General features: G+C 62.8%; 12 protein-coding genes and 7 tRNA genes. 15 read left to right on the top strand and 4 right to left on the bottom strand.

The window, feature by feature from the left end:
- Positions 1–34: 34 nt before the first annotated feature.
- The 3 genes from DZK26_RS13500 to DZK26_RS13510 all read right to left on the bottom strand — a co-directional run bounded on the left by DZK26_RS13500 (position 35) and on the right by DZK26_RS13510 (position 5,896).
- Positions 35–1,447: a dihydrolipoyl dehydrogenase gene (locus DZK26_RS13500; protein WP_116899173.1), complete on the bottom strand. Its 1,413-nt coding sequence runs from the start codon at positions 1,445–1,447 to the stop codon at positions 35–37.
- Between the two features lie 43 nt (positions 1,448–1,490).
- Positions 1,491–3,680 carry a TonB-dependent receptor gene (locus DZK26_RS13505; protein ID WP_116899172.1) on the bottom strand — a complete coding sequence of 730 codons (2,190 nt, stop codon included), beginning with the start codon at positions 3,678–3,680 and terminating at the stop codon, positions 1,491–1,493.
- A 74-nt stretch (positions 3,681–3,754) separates the two neighbouring features.
- Positions 3,755–5,896: a cytochrome D1 domain-containing protein gene (locus DZK26_RS13510; RefSeq protein WP_309545078.1), complete on the bottom strand. Its 2,142-nt coding sequence runs from the start codon at positions 5,894–5,896 to the stop codon at positions 3,755–3,757.
- Between the two features lie 207 nt (positions 5,897–6,103).
- On the opposite strand from DZK26_RS13510, the gene DZK26_RS13515 reads away from it, so the two are divergent.
- From DZK26_RS13515 to DZK26_RS13580, 14 genes are all read left to right on the top strand, one after another.
- Positions 6,104–6,180 (top strand) — tRNA-Arg (locus DZK26_RS13515).
- A 337-nt stretch (positions 6,181–6,517) separates the two neighbouring features.
- Complete coding sequence (locus DZK26_RS13520; protein ID WP_147316872.1) at positions 6,518–7,696, top strand: glycoside hydrolase; 1,179 nt, start codon at positions 6,518–6,520, stop codon at positions 7,694–7,696.
- A gap of 42 nt (positions 7,697–7,738) precedes the next feature.
- Positions 7,739–7,815: transfer RNA gene (locus DZK26_RS13525), tRNA-Pro, on the top strand.
- Between the two features lie 14 nt (positions 7,816–7,829).
- A tRNA-Arg gene (locus DZK26_RS13530) sits at positions 7,830–7,906 on the top strand.
- 65 nt (positions 7,907–7,971) lie between these two features.
- Positions 7,972–8,047: transfer RNA gene (locus DZK26_RS13535), tRNA-His, on the top strand.
- Between the two features lie 5 nt (positions 8,048–8,052).
- Positions 8,053–8,128 (top strand) — tRNA-Lys (locus DZK26_RS13540).
- A 68-nt stretch (positions 8,129–8,196) separates the two neighbouring features.
- Positions 8,197–9,477 carry a trigger factor gene (gene tig, locus DZK26_RS13545; RefSeq protein ID WP_116899170.1) on the top strand — a complete coding sequence of 427 codons (1,281 nt, stop codon included), beginning with the start codon at positions 8,197–8,199 and terminating at the stop codon, positions 9,475–9,477.
- Positions 9,474–10,079 (top strand): ATP-dependent Clp endopeptidase proteolytic subunit ClpP, encoded by a 606-nt coding sequence (gene clpP / locus DZK26_RS13550; protein ID WP_116899169.1) that lies wholly within the window; start codon positions 9,474–9,476, stop codon positions 10,077–10,079. The genes tig and clpP overlap by 4 nt, the downstream gene beginning before the upstream one ends.
- Positions 10,080–10,142: 63 nt before the next feature.
- Positions 10,143–11,402 (top strand): ATP-dependent Clp protease ATP-binding subunit ClpX, encoded by a 1,260-nt coding sequence (clpX, locus tag DZK26_RS13555; protein ID WP_116899168.1) that lies wholly within the window; start codon positions 10,143–10,145, stop codon positions 11,400–11,402.
- A 119-nt stretch (positions 11,403–11,521) separates the two neighbouring features.
- A complete protein-coding gene (gene lon / locus DZK26_RS13560; RefSeq protein ID WP_116899167.1) occupies positions 11,522–13,936 on the top strand; it encodes an endopeptidase La in 2,415 nt (804 codons plus the stop codon).
- A gap of 186 nt (positions 13,937–14,122) precedes the next feature.
- Positions 14,123–14,395, top strand: a complete 273-nt coding sequence (locus tag DZK26_RS13565) for an HU family DNA-binding protein (protein ID WP_116899166.1) — start codon at positions 14,123–14,125, stop codon at positions 14,393–14,395.
- 14 nt (positions 14,396–14,409) lie between these two features.
- Positions 14,410–14,485, top strand: a tRNA-Val gene (locus tag DZK26_RS13570).
- Between the two features lie 6 nt (positions 14,486–14,491).
- Positions 14,492–14,568 (top strand) — tRNA-Asp (locus DZK26_RS13575).
- 98 nt (positions 14,569–14,666) lie between these two features.
- Positions 14,667–16,571: a SurA N-terminal domain-containing protein gene (locus DZK26_RS13580; protein ID WP_116899165.1), complete on the top strand. Its 1,905-nt coding sequence runs from the start codon at positions 14,667–14,669 to the stop codon at positions 16,569–16,571.
- 73 nt (positions 16,572–16,644) lie between these two features.
- Here DZK26_RS13580 and DZK26_RS13585 read toward each other — a convergent pair whose 3' ends face one another.
- The gene (locus DZK26_RS13585; RefSeq protein WP_116899164.1) at positions 16,645–17,430 is read right to left on the bottom strand and encodes an enoyl-ACP reductase; all 786 of its coding nucleotides are present in this window, start codon (positions 17,428–17,430) and stop codon (positions 16,645–16,647) included.
- 146 nt (positions 17,431–17,576) lie between these two features.
- Here DZK26_RS13585 and DZK26_RS13590 point away from each other — a divergent pair, with 146 nt between their 5' ends.
- Positions 17,577–18,236, top strand: coding sequence for a TetR/AcrR family transcriptional regulator (locus DZK26_RS13590; protein WP_181918492.1), 660 nt, complete (start codon positions 17,577–17,579; stop codon positions 18,234–18,236).
- The last annotated feature ends 51 nt before the right edge of the window (positions 18,237–18,287 follow it).

Below are 18,287 nucleotides of genomic sequence, written 5' to 3' on the forward strand. Positions count from 1 at the left end.
CGCGGGCTTGCTGAATGTAGCCCGGAGTGCGGATTTAAACGCCCGGTAGCGAATCCTCACCCGGATGGCACAACGGCAGGTCGGGCCGGCGCTCGCGTTCGGGAAGCTGGCGGCGAATATCTTGCAGGGCGGTGCGCATGCCTTCCTCCAGAACGGGGTGGTAGAAGGGCAGTTGCAGCGCCTCGATCACGTTCACTTCCTGCTGGATCAGCCAGGCGAGCTCGTGGGCCAGGTGCTCGGCGCCGGCGCAGGCCATTTCGCCCCCCACCAGTCGGCCGTCGGGGTCGGCGTGTACCTTCATCAGGCCGTGCTCGTAGCCCTTGATGATGGAGCGGCCCTGACGGCTGAAGTCGCACTCTCCAGTCAGGGCTTCGCCGGAAAGATCATCGCCGCGTTGCCCCGCCCAGGCCACCTGGGGCTCGGTGAAGACGATGCCAATGGGCGTTCGCCGGCTCATGCATTCGGCGTCGGGGTGCAGGGCGTGCCAGGCCGCCAGCCGACCTTCGTCGGCGGCCTCGTGCATGATCGGGCGAATGCCGTTGATGTCGCCGGCGAACCAGACCGGCGCGTCGCCGGCGCGCAGGCTGGCGGGGTCGATCCGCGGCAGACCCTTGTCGTCTGCCGGCACATCGAGTCGGTCGAGTCCGAGGTCCTCGATCGGGGGGCGACGGCCGATGGCGGCGATCACGAGATCGACTTCGATTCGTTCCTCGCCGAAGTGGATCGAAACACCGTTCGGGGTGGGCTCCGGCCGGGCATCCTCGCCCAGGTGGAGATGCAGTTCGCCGCTCAACGCCTCGTGCATGACGTCGTTGATCTGGCTGTCGGCGATCCCCGCCAGGCGCTGGTCGCGGCCGAACAGGTGAACCTCCGAGCCGAGCATGGCCAGGCCCTGGCCGATCTCGCAGCCGATGGCGCCGGCGCCGATCACACCCACCCGCCGGGGAATATCGGGCATCTCGAACAGATCGTCGCTGGTCAGTAGTCGATCGTCCAGTGCCCGCCAGGGTTTCGGGACGAAGGGTTTGGTCCCGGCGGCCACGACGATGGCGTCGGCACTGTAGCGTGTGCCGTCGACCTCGAGGCAGTCGGGTGCGACAAAGCGTGCGGCGCCGCGGATAAAGCCATCGCCCATCTTTTCCACCGCCCGAACGGGACCGGCGGTGAAGCGATCCCGGAGCTCGCGCACGCGTTGCATCACTGCCGCGCCGTCGAGTTCGCCGGCCGGGCCCGTGAGCAGGCCGTCGCGATGGAGACGCCGGGCAGCCCGGTGGTCAAGGGCGACCTGCAACAGCGACTTCGACGGCATGCAGCCGACCCGGGCACAGGTCGTACCCAACGGGCCGGGGTCGATCATGAGGATGTCGTCGGTGAGATCGCGCGCCTGTTTCCAGGCACTGAGGCCGGCAGTGCCGGTCCCGAGAATGATCAGTCGATGATGTGGCATGTCTGGTCCTCGAAACGACAATCAGGAAACCAGATTACCGCGTTCAATGGTGCCAGGTGAGGCTGAGCATCCCCCAGCGCCCCGGTTCGGCCAGCAGGGGGACGATCGGATCGCCGGGGGTGCGGCCGAGCACCTGGCCCGTGCGCCAGTACTGACGGTCGGTCAGGTTGAACAGGCCCAGGCCGATTTCCAGATCCCTGCGCGGGAACCAGCGCGTGAGCCAGTCCACCGTCGTGTAGCCGGGCGGAGAGAACAAGGGCTCATCTTCCTCGTCGACCAGTTCGCGCTGACCCCTTGTCGCCGTCGCAATGAGCCGGGTCTCCAGGCTGGCGTCGGGAGACTGCCAGGCCAGCTCGGCAATCACGCTCGGCGGTGAAACGCCGGGGAGGTTGCGCCCGCTGTCGCGGTCTTCCCCGTGCGACCACTCGCCGGCCAGTTCCGTGCTGAAGCCCGCGCCGAGATCCCGGCGCAGTCGCAGTTCGCCGCCCTCGATGCGGACGCGGTCCCGATTGATCGACTGGAACAACAAGAAGCCGGTGGCCGGGTCGAAGCCCAGCGGTGCGCGGGTCTGGATAAAGTTCTTGTAGTCGTTGCGGTAAAGCGCCAGCTCCGCAAGCGTCTCGGCGCCGCGCCAGCGCAGACCGGTTTCCAGCGTTCGGCCTTTCTCGGGGTCGAGGTCCGGGTTTGCAATGGCACGCACCCGGAACTGAGGCAGCTCCAGGCCGATATTGACGTCCTCGAAAGGGGGGGCGCGCAGGCCGCGGGCGTACTGGGCGAAGAACTCCATGTTGTCGTCCAGCGGCCAGACCAGCCCCAGCCGTGGCAGCCAGCTGCTGCTCGACAGCTCGGTGGTCTCGGCAGCGGGGAACGACGATTCGAACAGCGGATCGTCGAGCACCGAAAGGTCGTAGTACTCATAGCGAATGCCCGGGCTGAGCGTGGGGCCGCCCGCCCAGAGCCGGATTTCGTCGTGCAGGTAGACGCCCAGTTCGGTGATCTCGCTGCGCGGGAAATCGCGCAGCGGGAAGTTCTCGCCGAGGACAGCGCGGGTCGATTTGCCGGTGTTCCGGTTGGTCTGCAGGCTGTCGCGCTTGCTGACGACTTCCGAGCGACTCAGCTCGAAACCGTAGCCCAGGCGCTGCGACAGTCCCAGTGCATCCAGGTCGGATTCCAGGTCGGTGCCCAGGCCGGTGGTTTCCTGGCGGAATTCGAAGCGACGGAATACGTCGACCGGCGGCTCGGCGGCGGGTCGCTCGTCATCCGTTTGCTGGAGAACGTCGGCCTCCTGGCGCCACAGCCGCCAATGGCCGCGGCTCACCGGTCCGATGGGCGCCAGTTCCTGGTCAAGCAGGATTCGCCACTGGTGACGTCGATCGTCGCCCAGCAGTGCTTCGGTCGCCGCAAATCTGCCCAGGCCGATCATCGCCCGGAGGTCGGCATCGCGCGTCTCGCGCATGCCGTCGAGGGTCAGGCGGATACGACCATGATCGGTGTCCAGGCCGCTGCGCACGAGCACGGCGTGATGATCGCGATCGAGCAGGTCCAGGGGAATGTCATTCGGCCGGTCGGCGATATCGGTTTCGGCGGAACGCTGGGCGGCACCCGCGATAAGCATGTCGAAGTCGCCGTTTCGGAAAGCCGTGGCGGCGGTAAGGCGCGCGCGATCGCTGTCGCTCGCGCCGCGCAACCCGATTCGGCTGCCGCTTCGATCGTCGGTGATGATGTCGTCGACGTCGATCGTCGTGATCGCCACCACGCCGCCGAGCGCTTTCGAGCCGTAGATCGTCGAGGCTGGACCGCGCAAGATTTCCACCCGCCGGGCCAGGCCCAGTTCGAGCAATCCGCGCCCGGTGTTGGCGAAGTTTCCGACGTCGAACTGGTCGGCCACGGGGACGTTGTCGATCACCACGGCCGTTCGGTTGCCGCCGATGCCACGGATGCGAAAACCGTTGAAGCCGAAGCGCGTGCCGCCTCCGTCAAGGTCCACGCCCGGTTCATAGCGCACCAGATCGGCGGCGTCGAACACCATGTCGCGGGACAGTCGTTCCTCGCCGATGACGGTGACCGTACCGGCCACCTCCGATAGCTGACGCGGCTGGCGGTGGGCCACGACGGTGATCGGGTCGAGCTCGCGGGTCTCTTCGCTCTTGTCGGTTTCGCTATCCGCTTGGGTTTGAGCGATGACGGGCGAGGTAAACAGCAGGGTGATCAGAATGAAGTTCGTTCGATGCATTTTTGCTCGTCTCTATATCGAAGCGCCCCGGAGGACCGGGGCGCTGGATTTCTGCGTTGTGCAAGGCGATTCGGTCAGTAGATTTCCTTGCGGGTGTTGTAGTTGTTGAACTTGCCGGTCGGCGTGACGATCCGCTCGCCCTTGATGACGTGCTTTAGCTCACGTGTCTTGTCATCGACGATGACGATGGCCGATTCCTCTTCCATACCCGACCAGACCGAGAACCAGACCTCGTCGCCGCCCTTGTTGTACTCGGGCTGGACGATGCGCTTCGGTCCGGGTCCCAGATCGGCCCATTCAGCGATGGGCAGGACCTCGTAGCCGGCACCCAGGTCGTTGATATCGAACACGGCAACGGTCTGGGCCTTCTCCTCGTCCGGATGCAGCGGTGTGTCGACCCAAAGGTTGGTCGACTCCGGATGCGTCTTGACGAACAGCGAGCCGCCACCCTGGCCTTCGAGTACCTGCACGGCCTTGAAAGCGTGCTCCGGATGGTTCTCCGGATCGGTGCCGATAAGCGTAATGTCGGCGTTGCCCAGGGCACTGGTGACCCAGACCGGCCCGTACTCGGGATGGACGAAGTTGGCGCCGCGGCCCGGGTGGGGGATGCGCTCGACATCGACCAGGGCTTCGAGCTCGCGATCCTTGGCGTCGACCACCGCGATCTTGTCGGACTCGTTGGCCGCCGTCAGGAAGTAGCGCCCGCTGGCGTCCCAGCCGCCGTCATGCAGGAAGGGTGCCGCGCCGATCGTGGTGACCTGCAGGCTGTCGATGTTCTCGTAGTTGACCAGCAGGATTTGTCCGGTTTCCTTGACGTTGACGATGAACTCTGGGTGCTGGTGCGAACCCACGATGGCGGCGACGCGCGGCTCCGGATGGTATTCCTGCGTGTCGACGGTCATGCCGCGGGTGGAGACGATCTTCTTCGGCTCTAGTGTCTGGCCGTCCATCAGCACGTAGTGCGGCGGCCAGTAGGCGCCGGCGATGGCGATCTTGTCCTCGTAGCCCTCGTAGCGCGAATTCTCGACCGAGCGCGCCTCCATGCCGATCTTGATCTCGGCGACCACCTGTGGCGGATCCATGTAGAGATCGATCAGGTCGACCTTGGCGTCGCGGCCGATGGTGGTGAAGTAGCGGCCCGAACTCGAGGCGCGCGAGATGTGCACGGCGTAGCCGGTCGGTACGTAGTTGACGACCTCCTTGCTGTCACCGTCGATGATGGCGACCTCACCGGCATCGCGCAGCGTCACGGCAAAGAAGTTGTCGACGTCGTAGTCGTGCTGCGGGGATTCCGGACGGTCTTCCGGCGCCACGTGGACGGTCCAGCTGTCGATCATCTCCGGCATGCCCCATTCCGGCGGTTGCGGCGGATCGTGCTGCAGGAAGCGCGCTAGCATGTCGATTTCCTCGTCGCTGAGCTCGCCCGACTCGCCCCAGTTGGGCATGCCCGCCGGTGATCCGAAATTGATCAGCGCCTTGAGGTAGTCGGAACCCTTTTCCTGGGTGATGTCGGTGGTCAGGGGTTTGCCGGTCGCACCCTTGCGCAGCACGCCGTGGCAGCCGGCGCAGCGTTCGAAGTAGATTTCCTGCGAGCGCTCGAACTCGGCTTCGGTCATGTCCGGCGCCCCGGGCGTGCGCACCGGCTTGCCGCCCTCGACTGACGAGGGCGCGCCGCGGTAGGCCATTTCTCCCTCGCTGGCGCCGGAGTGGCGTTCACCTTCGGCCCGGTCGGTCAGGCCCAGCTCGACACGCTTGTTAGCAACCTGTTCGGTGGTCACCGTGGCACCGTCGTTGCCCCAGGAATTCATCACGAATGTGACGATGTCAGCGACATCCTGGTCGGAGAGGTAGCTCATCGGCGGCATCACGCCGTCGTAGGTCTCGCCTTCGACCTCCAGCTCGCCGGAGCGGCCGGACAGTATGTTTTCGATCACCATCCCGGTGTTGCCATCCAGATTCGGGTTTTCGGCCAGGGGTGGAAAAGCGCCTGGCAGCCCGCTTCCGTCAGCCTGGTGACAGGACTGACAGTGCGTCTGGTAGCCCTTCTCGCCGGCGTCCATGTCGCCCGCGGCTGCCTTGGCGACTTCGGCGGAGTGGACCTCGGTATCGTCCTGCGAAGACGCGTTTGGTGACGTATCGGCCCCGCAGGCCGTGGTAACAGCCAGGGACAAGCCGATCGCCCCGAGCCAGTGGATGATGTGAAGCGGTCTATTCATTGTGTAAGCCCTCCGTAGGTATGTCGGCGAGATGCCTGCGGCTATGATAGATGCGCAAGATATGCACCTTTTGAGCCAGATCAAAAACCGCCCCTTTTTCTACGCTTCAATCGGCTGTACAACCTTCTTTTCCGAATATTGCCACAAAATTCGATGAACCATCTTGACAGGGCCGAACCCGTTTCCGATAATGCCCGGCTTCACAACGCGCCTGTAGCTCAGCTGGATAGAGTACCTGGCTACGAACCAGGCGGTCGGAGGTTCGAATCCTTCCAGGCGCGCCAAATAACGAAAAAGCCCCGCTTCGTGCGGGGTTTTTTCGTTATTTGGCGCGCCTGGAAGGCCCCATTCGGTTCTCCCAGGTTCGAACCGAGCGGCGGGGCGCGTTAGCGGCCCGGCGCGAGCTCGCTGAAGTGCCAAGCACTTCAGCCCGAAGGGCAAGCGGCCGTAGGCCGCGCAGCAATCCTTCCAGGCGCCGGCCCTGAGGATTCAGGATTCAGTGGTCGGCGTTCGGGCGACGCACTTGTAGTACCTTGGTAGTGAATCCAAAAATCGCGCACCCCGAACCACATGCCCTTCTCGCTCAGAACAATCCAGTCACTTGCGTTGGCACTGCTGCTGGTGTCGGCATCTTTACACGCTACGCAAACCGAAGAACTCCAAAGCCCCGCCGGCCCCGGCAGCCTGGCGCCGTCCATTGCTGCGCTGGCCGACGGCCGGCTTGTCCTGACCTGGCTCGAGCCTTTCGAGGACGGTCATGCGCTGAAATTTTCGGTACTGGACGAAGGCGGGTTCGGGCCGGCGGAGACGATCGCCAGCGGGAAGAACTGGTTCGCAAACTGGGCCGATACGCCCGGCCTTTTCGTGCTGCCGAACGGAAACTGGGTGGCGCACTGGCTGGTCAAGTCCGGGCCGTCGACCTATGCCTACGATGTGATGCTGGCGCGTTCAACCGACAACGGTTCGACCTGGAGTGCACCCATTTCGCCCCACCGGGACGCTACGCAGACCGAGCACGGGTTCGTCAGCTATTTCGCCCAGGCCGACGATGTCGCGGGCATGATCTGGCTCGACGGACGCCGGATGGCGAAAGACCCGGAAGGAGAGGGCGCAATGACGTTGCGAGCTGCCCTTGTCGGGCCCGACGGCGCTTTGTCCGGTCAAACACTGCTCGACGAGCGCGTCTGTGACTGTTGCCAGACCGCATCAGTGCGGACCTCGCAAGGGCCTGTCGTGGTCTATCGCGACCGCAGCGAGGACGAGATTCGCGATCACTACATCGTTCGACGAACCGGAGACGGATGGAGCGAGCCGGAGCTTCTCCACGCCGACAACTGGCGCATCGGCGGCTGCCCGGTCAACGGCCCGGCCATGGTGGCTGACGGCGCCCGTGTCGCGGTGGCTTGGTTCACCATGCCGGAAGGCGCCCCGCAGGTCCGTGTCGCCGTTTCAAAAGACAGTGGCGAGAGTTTCGACTTGATCGATACGCTCGGTGAGGGAACGGCGCAGGGCCGCGTGGATCTGGCGCGGTCCGAACACGGCTTTTTGCTTTCATGGATCGATCAGGAAGATCGCTCGGGTGTGTTGAGGTTGGTCGGATATGACTGGCGGGGGGAGCAGCAATGGGGCGAGCGCATCGGGGGGCTGGATGCCGGTCGTGCCAGCGGTTTCCCGCGCCTGGGGATTCAGTCGGGTTGCCGCCCGGTCGTGGCCTGGACCGGACGACACAACGGTGAACGGCGCGTGCGTGTCGTCCGCCTGGCTGCACGGACAGACTGCAAAGCGGTTCCAAACGGTTGACCCCTCTCGGCCGAGTCCGTAGTATTGATCGGCTTGGAATATCGGGGTGTAGCGCAGCCTGGTAGCGCAACTGCTTTGGGAGCAGTAGGTCACAGGTTCGAATCCTGTCACCCCGACCAGTCCAGGGAATTAAGCGCCCGTAGCTCAACCGGATAGAGCATCGGCCTTCTAAGCCGACGGCTGCAGGTTCGAGTCCTGCCGGGCGCGCCAACCCGTAGCGATACGGGTTATAATGGTGGATTGGTGACTGCGGGTCGCCGAAAAATTGATCGATGGTGGGCGTAGCTCAGTTGGTAGAGCACTGGATTGTGGCTCCAGAGGTCGCGGGTTCAATCCCCGTCGCTCACCCCACCCGAGGGCCGTTAGCTCAATTGGTAGAGCAGCTGACTCTTAATCAGTAGGTTCGGGGTTCGAGTCCCTGACGGCCCACCATTTCCGCAGCCGGCGACGATCACCGACCGGCTCATTCAACACAGACTGACACTTCAAAAGACGCGAACATGCAGGTATCCGTTGAAAAGACCGGCGATCTCGAGCGGCGAATGACCGTTCAGGTGCCCGGCGACAGCATTGACAACAAGGTTTCCGGACGGCTCAATGAGCTGCGCCGCCAGGTGCGGCTGAAAGGGTTCCGGCCGGGACGCGTGCCGATGAATATCATCCAGAAGCGCTACGGCGACCAGGTGCGCGACGAGATCCTGCAGGAAGTGATGCAGTCGAGTCTGCAGGAAGCCATCGGCGAGCAGGAAATGCGCGTGGCCGGCGTCAAGGGCATCGAGCCCAAGCCGCGCGAGGGCGAAGGCGACTTCGAGTTCACCGCCGAGCTGGAAGTGTTTCCCGAAATGCCCGAAATCGAGGTGGCTGACCTCGAAATCGAGCGCCCGGAAGTCGAGATCGCCGAGGAAGACATCGACAACATGATCGAGACCCTGCGCGAGCAGCGACGTACCTGGAGCGAGGTCAGTCGCGGTGCGCAAGAGGGCGATCGGGTGCGGCTGGGTTACGTGGCCGAGCTCGACGGCGAGACAATTCCGGATGTCGGCGAACACGAAATCGCGCCGGTGCTCGGCCAGCTGTCTTCGTTTCCCGAGCTCGAGGAGTTGCTGCACGGCGTTCAGGTCGGCGACGAGAAGGAAGCCGATTTGACCTTCCCCGAGTCGTATCGCAATGAGAGCCTGGCCGGCAAGACCGCCCCGGTAAAGCTGCGGGTCAAGGCGGTCGAGGAGTCGGAAGCGCCGGAAATCGACGATGACTTTGCCGAGAGCTTCGGCGTCGAGGGCGGCGTCGAGCAACTGCGCGCCGACGTCAAGAAGAACCTGGAGCGCGAGAAGCGCCAGGCCGTCGTCAACCGCGTCAAGCAGGCGGTGACCGACGGGCTGGCCGAGCGCTACGGCGACCTCGGACTGCCGGCCAGCGCGGTCGACCAGGAAGTGCGGCAGATGCAGGAGCAAATGCAACAGCAGACCGGGCAGCAGCCGCCGCCGGCCGAGCAGCTCCGCGAGGGTGCCGAAAAGCGCGTGCGCCTGGGTCTGCTCCTGGCCGAAATCGCGCGCCAGCACGATATTTCGATTGATGCCTCCAGGGTGCAGGCCAAGATCGAGGAGATGGCCGAAACCTACGATCAGCCCGAGCAGGTGATCGAGCTTTACCGCTCCGAGCCGCGCCTGATGGACCAGGTCGAGAACATGGTGCTCGAAGAGCAGGTGATTGACTGGGTGCTTGAAAACGCCAAGGTCAGCAACAAGACCATGTCATTCAACGAACTGATGGGTCAGGCATGAACGAGAAAGCGCTCAATCTGGTACCGATGGTCGTCGAGCAGTCCGCTCGCGGCGAGCGGGCCTACGACATCTATTCCCGTCTCCTCAAGGAGCGGGTCATCTTCATCGTCGGCCCGGTCGAGGACTATGCGGCCAACCTGATCGTCGCGCAACTGCTCTACCTCGAGTCGGAAAATCCCGACAAGGACATCAACATCTACATCAACTCGCCCGGCGGCTCGGTGACGGCCGGCCTGGCCATTTACGACACGATGCAGTTCGTCAAGCCGGACGTGGCCACGATGTGCATCGGCCAGGCCGCCAGCATGGGCGCCCTGCTGCTCGCCGCCGGGGCGAAGGACAAGCGCTACGCGCTGCCACACTCGCGCATGATGATTCACCAGCCGCTGGGGGGCTACCAGGGGCAGGCGTCTGATATCGACATTCACGCGCGCGAAATTCTGAAGATGAAGGACACGCTCAACCGGATCCTGGTCAAGCACACCGGGCAGGATATGGAGACGATCGAGCGCGACACCGACCGAGACAAGTTCATGTCGGCCGAAGACGCGCGCGATTACGGCCTGGTCGACGACGTCCTCAGCGATCGAAACTCACAGTAAACGAAGGCATTTTCGGTTAAACTCGATGACAATGAGTGGAATCGGAAAGAAGACGTACGGATCATGAGCGAATCCCCCAGCGACGGCAAGATTCTCTACTGTTCTTTCTGCGGAAAGAGCCAGCACGAGGTGCGCAAGCTGATTGCGGGTCCCAGCGTCTACATCTGTGACGAGTGTGTCGAGCTCTGCAACGACATCATCCGCGAGGAGCTCGAGGGCGCCGGCGAGGCCGAACGCGAAGAACTGCCGACGCCGCACGAAATCCACGATTTCCTCGACAACTACGTCATCGGCCAGCAGCCGGCCAAGAAAGTGCTTTCGGTGGCGGTCTACAACCACTACAAGCGCCTCGAGTCCTACAAGCACCGTGAGGACGTCGAATTGGCCAAGTCGAATATCCTGCTGATCGGCCCGACCGGCTCGGGCAAGACCTTGCTGGCCGAGACGCTGGCGCGCATGCTCAACGTGCCGTTCACGATTGCCGACGCCACCACGCTGACCGAAGCCGGTTACGTCGGTGAGGACGTCGAGAACATCATCCAGAAGCTGCTGCAGAAGTGCGACTACGACGTCGAGAAGGCGCAGCAGGGCATCGTCTACATCGACGAGATCGACAAGATTTCCAAGAAGGCCGAGAATCCCTCGATTACCCGCGATGTCTCGGGCGAGGGCGTTCAACAGGCGTTGCTCAAGCTCATCGAGGGGACCATGGCTTCCGTACCGCCGCAGGGCGGACGCAAGCACCCCCAGCAGGAGTTCCTGCAGGTCGACACGCGCAATATCCTGTTCATCGTCGGCGGCGCTTTCGCCGGCCTGGACAAGGTGATCCAGGAGCGCTCCCAGTCGGCCGGCATCGGTTTCCACGCGGAAGTCCGCAACCCCGAAACCGAGGATGTGTCGAAAATCCTGACCGAGGTCGAGCCCGAGGACCTGATCCACTACGGCCTGATCCCGGAGTTCGTGGGTCGCCTGCCGGTCGTTGCCACCCTGACCGAGCTCGACGAGAAGGCGCTGGTGCGCATCCTGACCGAGCCGAAGAACGCCGTGGTCAAGCAGTTCCACAAGCTCTTCGAGATGGACCACTGCGAACTCGAGGTTCGCGACGACGCGCTACGCGCCATTGCCCGCAAGGCGATGGCCCGAAAAACCGGTGCACGCGGTTTGCGCACCATCATCGAGAACGTGCTTCTGGACGTGATGTACGACCTGCCGTCGACCGAGAACGTCACCAAGGTGGTTGTCGACGAGGCCGTGATCAACGGCGAATCCGCCCCCTACCTGATCTACGAAAACCAGCCCCAGCGCGCCGGCGCGGAATCCTGATTTCGCACCGTGCCAGGCCTCACCCGGGTTGAATCGACCCGGTTCGGGGCCAATATCTGATACCAGTTCACACCAGGCAGGCCGGGTTGCCCGGCTTGCAGCGACTCCAGAGAGATTCAATGGCCGACTACGACGTCAGCAAACCCGATTCACCCCGTCAGCCCGTGCCGGTTCTGAGCCTGCGCGACGTGGTGGTCTATCCACACATGGTCATCCCGCTCTTCGTGGGCCGGGACCGTTCGGTTCGTGCCCTCGAGGAGTGCATGAATGTCGACAAGCAGATCCTGCTGGTCACCCAGAAGAACCCGGAAGTCGAAGAGCCGGGTCCGGAGGACCTGTTCGACTGCGGTACCGTGGCGACGGTTCTTCAGATGCTTCGCCTGCCCGATGGCACCACGAAGGTGCTCGTCGAGGGTGGCCAGCGCGTGCGCGTCGACGAACTCGACGACAGCGGCGAATACCTGGCTGCCCGCTACACCTCGCTGGCAGACGAGGAAGAGGACGAGCGCGCGCTGGAAGTGACCACCCGCAGCCTCACCAACCTGTTCGAACAGTACGTCAAGCTCAGCCGCAAGGTGCCGCCGGAGCTGATGACCACACTGTCGGGCATCGAAGATCCGAGCCGACTGGCGGACACCATTGCCGCCCATCTGGCCGTACGCATCGAGGACAAGCAGCGCGTCCTCGAAATCGCGCCGGTGGCCGACCGCATGGAGTTCCTGATGGGACTCATCGAGGGCGAAATCGACGTTCTCAAGCTGGAAAAGCGCATTCGCGGTCGCGTCAAGAACCAGATGGAGAAGAGCCAGCGCGAGTACTACCTTAACGAGCAGATGAAGGCCATCCAGAAGGAATTGGGTGACCTCGACGAGTCGGGCAACGACCTGGGCGACCTCGAGACGAAGATCGAGAAGGCCGGCATGCCCAAGGAGGCGCTGGAGAAAGCCCGTACCGAGTTCAACAAGCTCAAGATGATGTCGCCGATGTCGGCCGAAGCCACGGTGGTGCGCAACTACCTGGACTGGATGCTGATGCTGCCCTGGAAGAAGCGCAGCAAGATCAGCCACGACATCAAGGCTGCCTCGGACATTCTCGAGGCCGACCACTATGGGCTCGAGCGGGTCAAGGACCGGATTCTCGAATATCTGGCCGTGCAGAAGCGCGTCAAGAAGCTCAAGGGACCGATCCTCTGCCTGGTCGGTCCGCCGGGCGTGGGCAAGACCTCGCTGGGTCGTTCCCTCGCCAGGGCAACGGGGCGCAAGTTCATCCGCATGAGCCTGGGCGGCGTGCGCGACGAAGCCGAGATCCGCGGCCACCGCCGCACCTACATTGGTTCGCTGCCCGGCCGTGTCCTTCAGAGCCTGAGCAAGGTCGGTACCCGCAATCCGCTGTTCATGCTCGACGAGCTCGACAAGATGTCGATGGACTTCCGCGGCGATCCATCTTCCGCGCTGCTCGAAGTGCTCGACCCCGAGCAGAACAACACCTTCTCGGATCACTACCTGGAAGTTGATTTCGATTTGTCGGAAGTCATGTTCGTGGCTACGGCCAATTCCCTGAACATTCCGGCACCGCTGCTCGATCGCATGGAGATCATCCGGATTCCGGGTTACACGGAAGACGAGAAGCTCAATATCGCCACGCGCTATCTGCTGCCCAAGCAGCTCGAGCAGCACGGCCTCAAGGAAGGCGAATTGCAGATCAGCGAAGGCGCGATCACCGACATGATTCGCCATTACACGCGAGAGGCGGGCGTACGCAATCTCGAGCGCGAAATCGCCAAGGTCTGCCGCAAGGTGGTCAAGGAACTGAGTCTCGATGAAAAACTCGAGAAGCGCCATGTAACCGTTCAGAACCTCGACAAGTACCTGGGTGTACGCCGCTTCCGCTATGGGCGGGCCGAAGAGCAGAACGAAATCGGGCAGGTCACCGGTCTGGCCTGGACCGAGGTGGGCGGTGAGCTGCTGCAGATCGAAGCCACGGCCCTGCCGGGCAAGGGCAAGCTGACCCACACCGGCCAGCTCGGCGACGTCATGAAGGAGTCGGTGCAGGCCGCTTTGTCGGTGGTTCGATCCCGTGCCGCTGCGCTGGGTATCCCGGAGGACTTCCATCAGAATCGTGATCTGCACGTTCACGTCCCCGAAGGCGCTACGCCCAAGGACGGGCCCAGCGCCGGTATTGCGATGGTGACCGCTCTGGTTTCAGTACTGTCTGAGGTCCCGGTCAGGGCCGACGTGGCCATGACCGGGGAGATCACGCTCAGGGGCAAGGTGCTGCCGATCGGCGGGCTCAAGGAGAAGCTCCTGGCCGCGCTGCGAGGCGGTATCCGTCTGGTGGTGATCCCGGAAGAGAACAAGAAAGACCTCGACGAGATTCCCGATCGCATCAAGAAGGACCTGGAGATCCGCCCGGTGAAGTGGATCGACGAGGTGCTTGAACTGGCGCTGGTGGGTCTTCCGCCGGTCGATCAGGCTGGTGAGAACGAGGCCGCAAAGAGTGGCCGGGACTCCACCACGGGGGTGAGAGCACACTGATCGCCCCATTTGGCGGCCTTTCCGGGTATTTTTCTCCCTCCCGGCTATTGATGCGGGGGGGCGCGTGATATACCATCGTTGACCAACAGACGGTCGGTTGCTGCCTATGGGGGTCGACTCACGCAGCAGCGCGGGGACTGGCCGCTGCCACCCACTGATACATATAATGTCTGGAGCGACAGTAATATGAATAAATCTGAACTGATTGAAGCAATCTCTGATTCCGCTGGTCTTTCGAAGGCCGATGCCCAGCGCGCACTGGATTCCACCATCGAATCCATCACCAAGGCTCTTAAGAAGGGAGACACGGTTTCTCTGGTTGGATTTGGCACCTTCTCGGTCAAGAAGCGTGCAGCTCGCATGGGCCGCAACCCGGCCACCGGCGAGACGATCAAGATCAAGGCGTCCAAGACGCCGGCATTCAAGGCTGGCAAAGGCTTCAAAGACGCGATAAAATAACGGGCTTGTGCCCGGGGTGCTTAGCTCAGCTGGGAGAGCATCGCCCTTACAAGGCGAGGGTCGGAGGTTCGAGCCCTCCAGCACCCACCAGGATTAGGAGTGGTAGTTCAGTTGGTTAGAATACCGGCCTGTCACGCCGGGGGTCGCGGGTTCGAGTCCCGTCCACTCCGCCACTAATCTTCAGGGCGCCCGCGGGGCGCCCTGTTCATTTCTGAAAACCTGACTGATGCGGCCACCGCATTAGCTAAACAACCGGGGTCTCTCAAGGATCATGCTTCAGGCCATTCGTGAACGCGTAACCGGGATTGTCGCCATATTCGTGCTCGGCCTGCTGGCCATTCCCTTTCTTTTCTTTGGAGTCGACAGCTACATGCGAGGCGTGCCGCAGAACGCCGTCGCCATGGTCGGCAGTGCCGAAATTTCGGCCAGTGAATTCGAGACCAGTTTTGCCCAGTATCGCCGGCAGCTGCGCGAGCAGCTCGGTGACCGATACAACGATATCGAAACCAGTCAACCGTCTTTCCGGCGCGAACACCTGGAGCAGATGATCGATGAGTTGCTGCTGCGCCAGTATGCCGAGGACCTGGGTCTACGCGTCAGTGATCGCGCCGTCGCCGAGATCATCCAGGGAATTCCCGCCTTCCAGATCGAAGGCGAATTCAACCCGGATGTTTATCAGCAGGCGCTGCGTGGTGCAGGCGAGACACCCCGCAGCTTTGAACAGAGCCTGCGTGAGGACATACAGACCAGTCTCGTACCTCAGGCTGTCTCGGAGTCGGCGGTGGTCACCGAGACCGAGGTCGATCGCATGATCAGCCTGCAGCAGCAGACCCGGAAGCTCAGCCTCATCCAGATCGACGCGGCGCAGTTCGAGCAGCAGGTGGAAGTGACCGAAGCCGATATCGAGACTTACTATGAAGAGAACCTCGACTCGTTCACGACCGAGGAACGCGTCCGGCTGGCCTACGTCGAACTTCAGCCCGAGTCGCTCATCGACGAGGCTTCACTCAGCGAAGAAGAACTGCGCCAGCGTTATGAAGCGGCGGAGCAGCGTTACCTGACACCCGAAGCGCGGCGCGCCTCGCATATCCTCATCACCCCGGAAGAGGCCGGTGATGCAGAGTCTGCGCGTGCGCTGGCCGAGGAAATCAAGCAGCGAATCGAGGAAGGCGAATCCTTCGAGGAATTGGCCGCCGAGTACTCGGACGACCCGACTTCGGCCGAGCAGGGCGGTGATCTCGGCTGGATCGAACCCGAGGACATGGTCGAAGCTTTCGAGGATGCCCTCTACGACCTGGCTGAGCCGGGTGACGTCTCCGAACCGGTCGAGACCCAGTTCGGCTGGCATCTGATCAAACTCGACGAGATCCGACCGCCGGAAGGCATGAGTTTTGAGGAGGCGCGTCAGGAGATCCTGGATGATCACCTGCAACGAGAGCGCGAGGACCTCTACATCGAGATGTCGGACCGGATGGTTGACCTGGTTTATGCCGATGACAGCAGTCTGGAGCCGCTGGCCGACGAACTCGATCTGGAGATCAAGAAAACCGACTGGTTTACCCGGTCCGGTGGAGAGGACGGTATTGCGTCGAATCCGGAAATCGTCGAAGCCGCCTTTTCCGATCTCGTGTTGCTCGACAAGGCGGTTTCGGACCCGATCGAAATCGATCGTAACCACATGGTGGCCGTCCGGGTCGTTGAGCACGAGCCGGCCGAGCCGCGGCCACTGGAAGAAGTGGCCGACCAGATTCGACAGCGCCTGATCACTGAGCGGACCCGCGAGTTGGCGCGGGAACGCGCCGAATCCCTGCGTGAACAAATTATCTCGGGCGAGGAAACGCTCGAGAGCCTGGCGGAAGCCGAGAACCTGGAAATGGTGACGGTCGAGTCGCTGGGCCGGCAGGATTTCCAGCAAGGGCCGAGCTTTGTGCAGGAAGTCTTTCGCTTACCGGCGCCGGGCGAGGAACCCACGTTGCACGTCCTGCCGCGTCAGGGCGGCCATGCCGTCGTGCGCCTGGAGGCTGTGCAGTCAGGCAATCCGGCCGAGGCGGGCGAATCCCAGCGCGAGATGATGCGCCGGCAGCTTCGCACGAGTCGCACGCAGGAAGCCATCGAGGGGCTGCTGGCGCGGTTGCGCGAGGAGACCAATATCAGCGTGGATGAGGAGCGGCTCTGACGCGGACAGTGTGAAGTGTTCAGTGTGAAGTGTTAAAAAGAAGCCGGGCAGTGCCCGGCTTCTTTCGTCTGGGTTAATCCAATCCGGCCATGCCGACGATGTTGTAGCCTCCGTCGACATAGGTGATCTCGCCGGAGATACCGGCGGCCAGGTCCGAGCACAGAAAGGCGGCGGCGTTGCCGACGTCTTCCTTGGTGATGTTGCGGCGGATGGGTGATGCTTCCTCGACGTGCTCGAGCATGCTGCGCAGATTGGACACGCCGGAAGCGGCCAGGGTCTTGATCGGGCCGGCCGAAATGCCGTTGACCCGTATGCCCTCGGCGCCCAGGCCGTGGGCCAGATAGCGCACGGATGCCTCGAGCGAAGCCTTGGCCAGGCCCATGACGTTGTAGCTCGGCATGGCGCGCACGGCTCCGAGGTAGCTGAGCGTGAGCATCGCACTGTTGCGGCCTGTCATCAGGTGTTTTCCGGCGCGTGCCAGGGCGGCGAAGCTGTAGCTGGAAATATCGTGCGCAATCCGGAAACCGTCGCGGTCGATGACGTCGGCGAATTCCCCTTCGAGTTGTTCGCGCGGCGCGTAGCCGACGGCGTGAACGATGATGTCGAGTTCGCCCCATTCCTTTTCGATGGTGTCGAAGACCGCGTCGATCTGCTCGTCGCTTCCGACGTCCAGCGGCATGGTGAGGGTCGATCCGGTCTGATCGGCGATTTTCTGGACTCGCGACTGCAGTTTTTCGTTCTGGTAGGTAAATGCCAGTTCCGCGCCCTCGCGATGCATCGCCTCGGCGATGCCCCAAGCGATTGATCGCGGGCTGGCGACACCCACGATCAGGGCCTTCTTGCCTTCGAGCATGCCCATAGATGGCCATCCTTGTGTCGTTAGTTGAAAGGAGACGATTGTAACGGCCCGTGAAGGAAGTGTCGCGGCAGTACGGTTGGCTTGTGTTAATATCCCGACCGATCGGTCGGTTCGGCCGGCACTTGATGGGGAGAACTCAGCGTTTCATGAGCTCGCAATTGCACGACTGCTCCGGGTGCGGTACCGGTGAATCGACGTCGACCGGGCGCGTCCGCCTGCTGGTAGCGGCCGAGACCGAGTTTGCCGAGCGCGGTTACTCGGGTGCATCTATTGCCGGAATTGCCCGCCGCGCCGGTGTTGGCAAGTCGACGGTGTTTCATCACTTCGAGTCCAAGGAAGCGCTCTATCTGGCCGTCATATCGCGAGCGGCGGCGGAATTTGCGCACACGCTCGAGCATGTGCTCTCGTCGTCGGAGAGCGTCGGCGAGGGACTTGCGCGATTCCAGGCCGCCCATCTCGATCACATGCACCGGAATGCCCAGGTTGCCCGCCTGATTCTGCGCGAGCTCCAGGATGAGCGTTTCGGGCACGACCGTCCCTTGATCGCCGAAGTGCTGTCGGCCAACTACACGCGCCTGCTACGCTTTCTGCAGTCAGCCCAGTCCCGTGGGGAAATACGCGCCGATGCGGACTGTGAAGTGGCAGCCATTGCCCTGTTTTCGGCGAATGTATTTCACTTCCAGTACGCTGGGGCGATGGCGCGCACCCCGGAACTCACCGGGGCCAGCGACAGCGGGCGCTTTACCCAATCGATTTCCGATCTCGTCCTCAACGGCCTCAATGCCACCGAATCAGGCAGCGATTGACCATGCTATCGAAGTCCAAGTTCTCTTGCCTTTTCATTCTCCCTTTCCTTG

This window comes from Wenzhouxiangella sp. 15190, from assembly GCF_003417465.1.
Taxonomy (GTDB): domain Bacteria; phylum Pseudomonadota; class Gammaproteobacteria; order Xanthomonadales; family Wenzhouxiangellaceae; genus Wenzhouxiangella.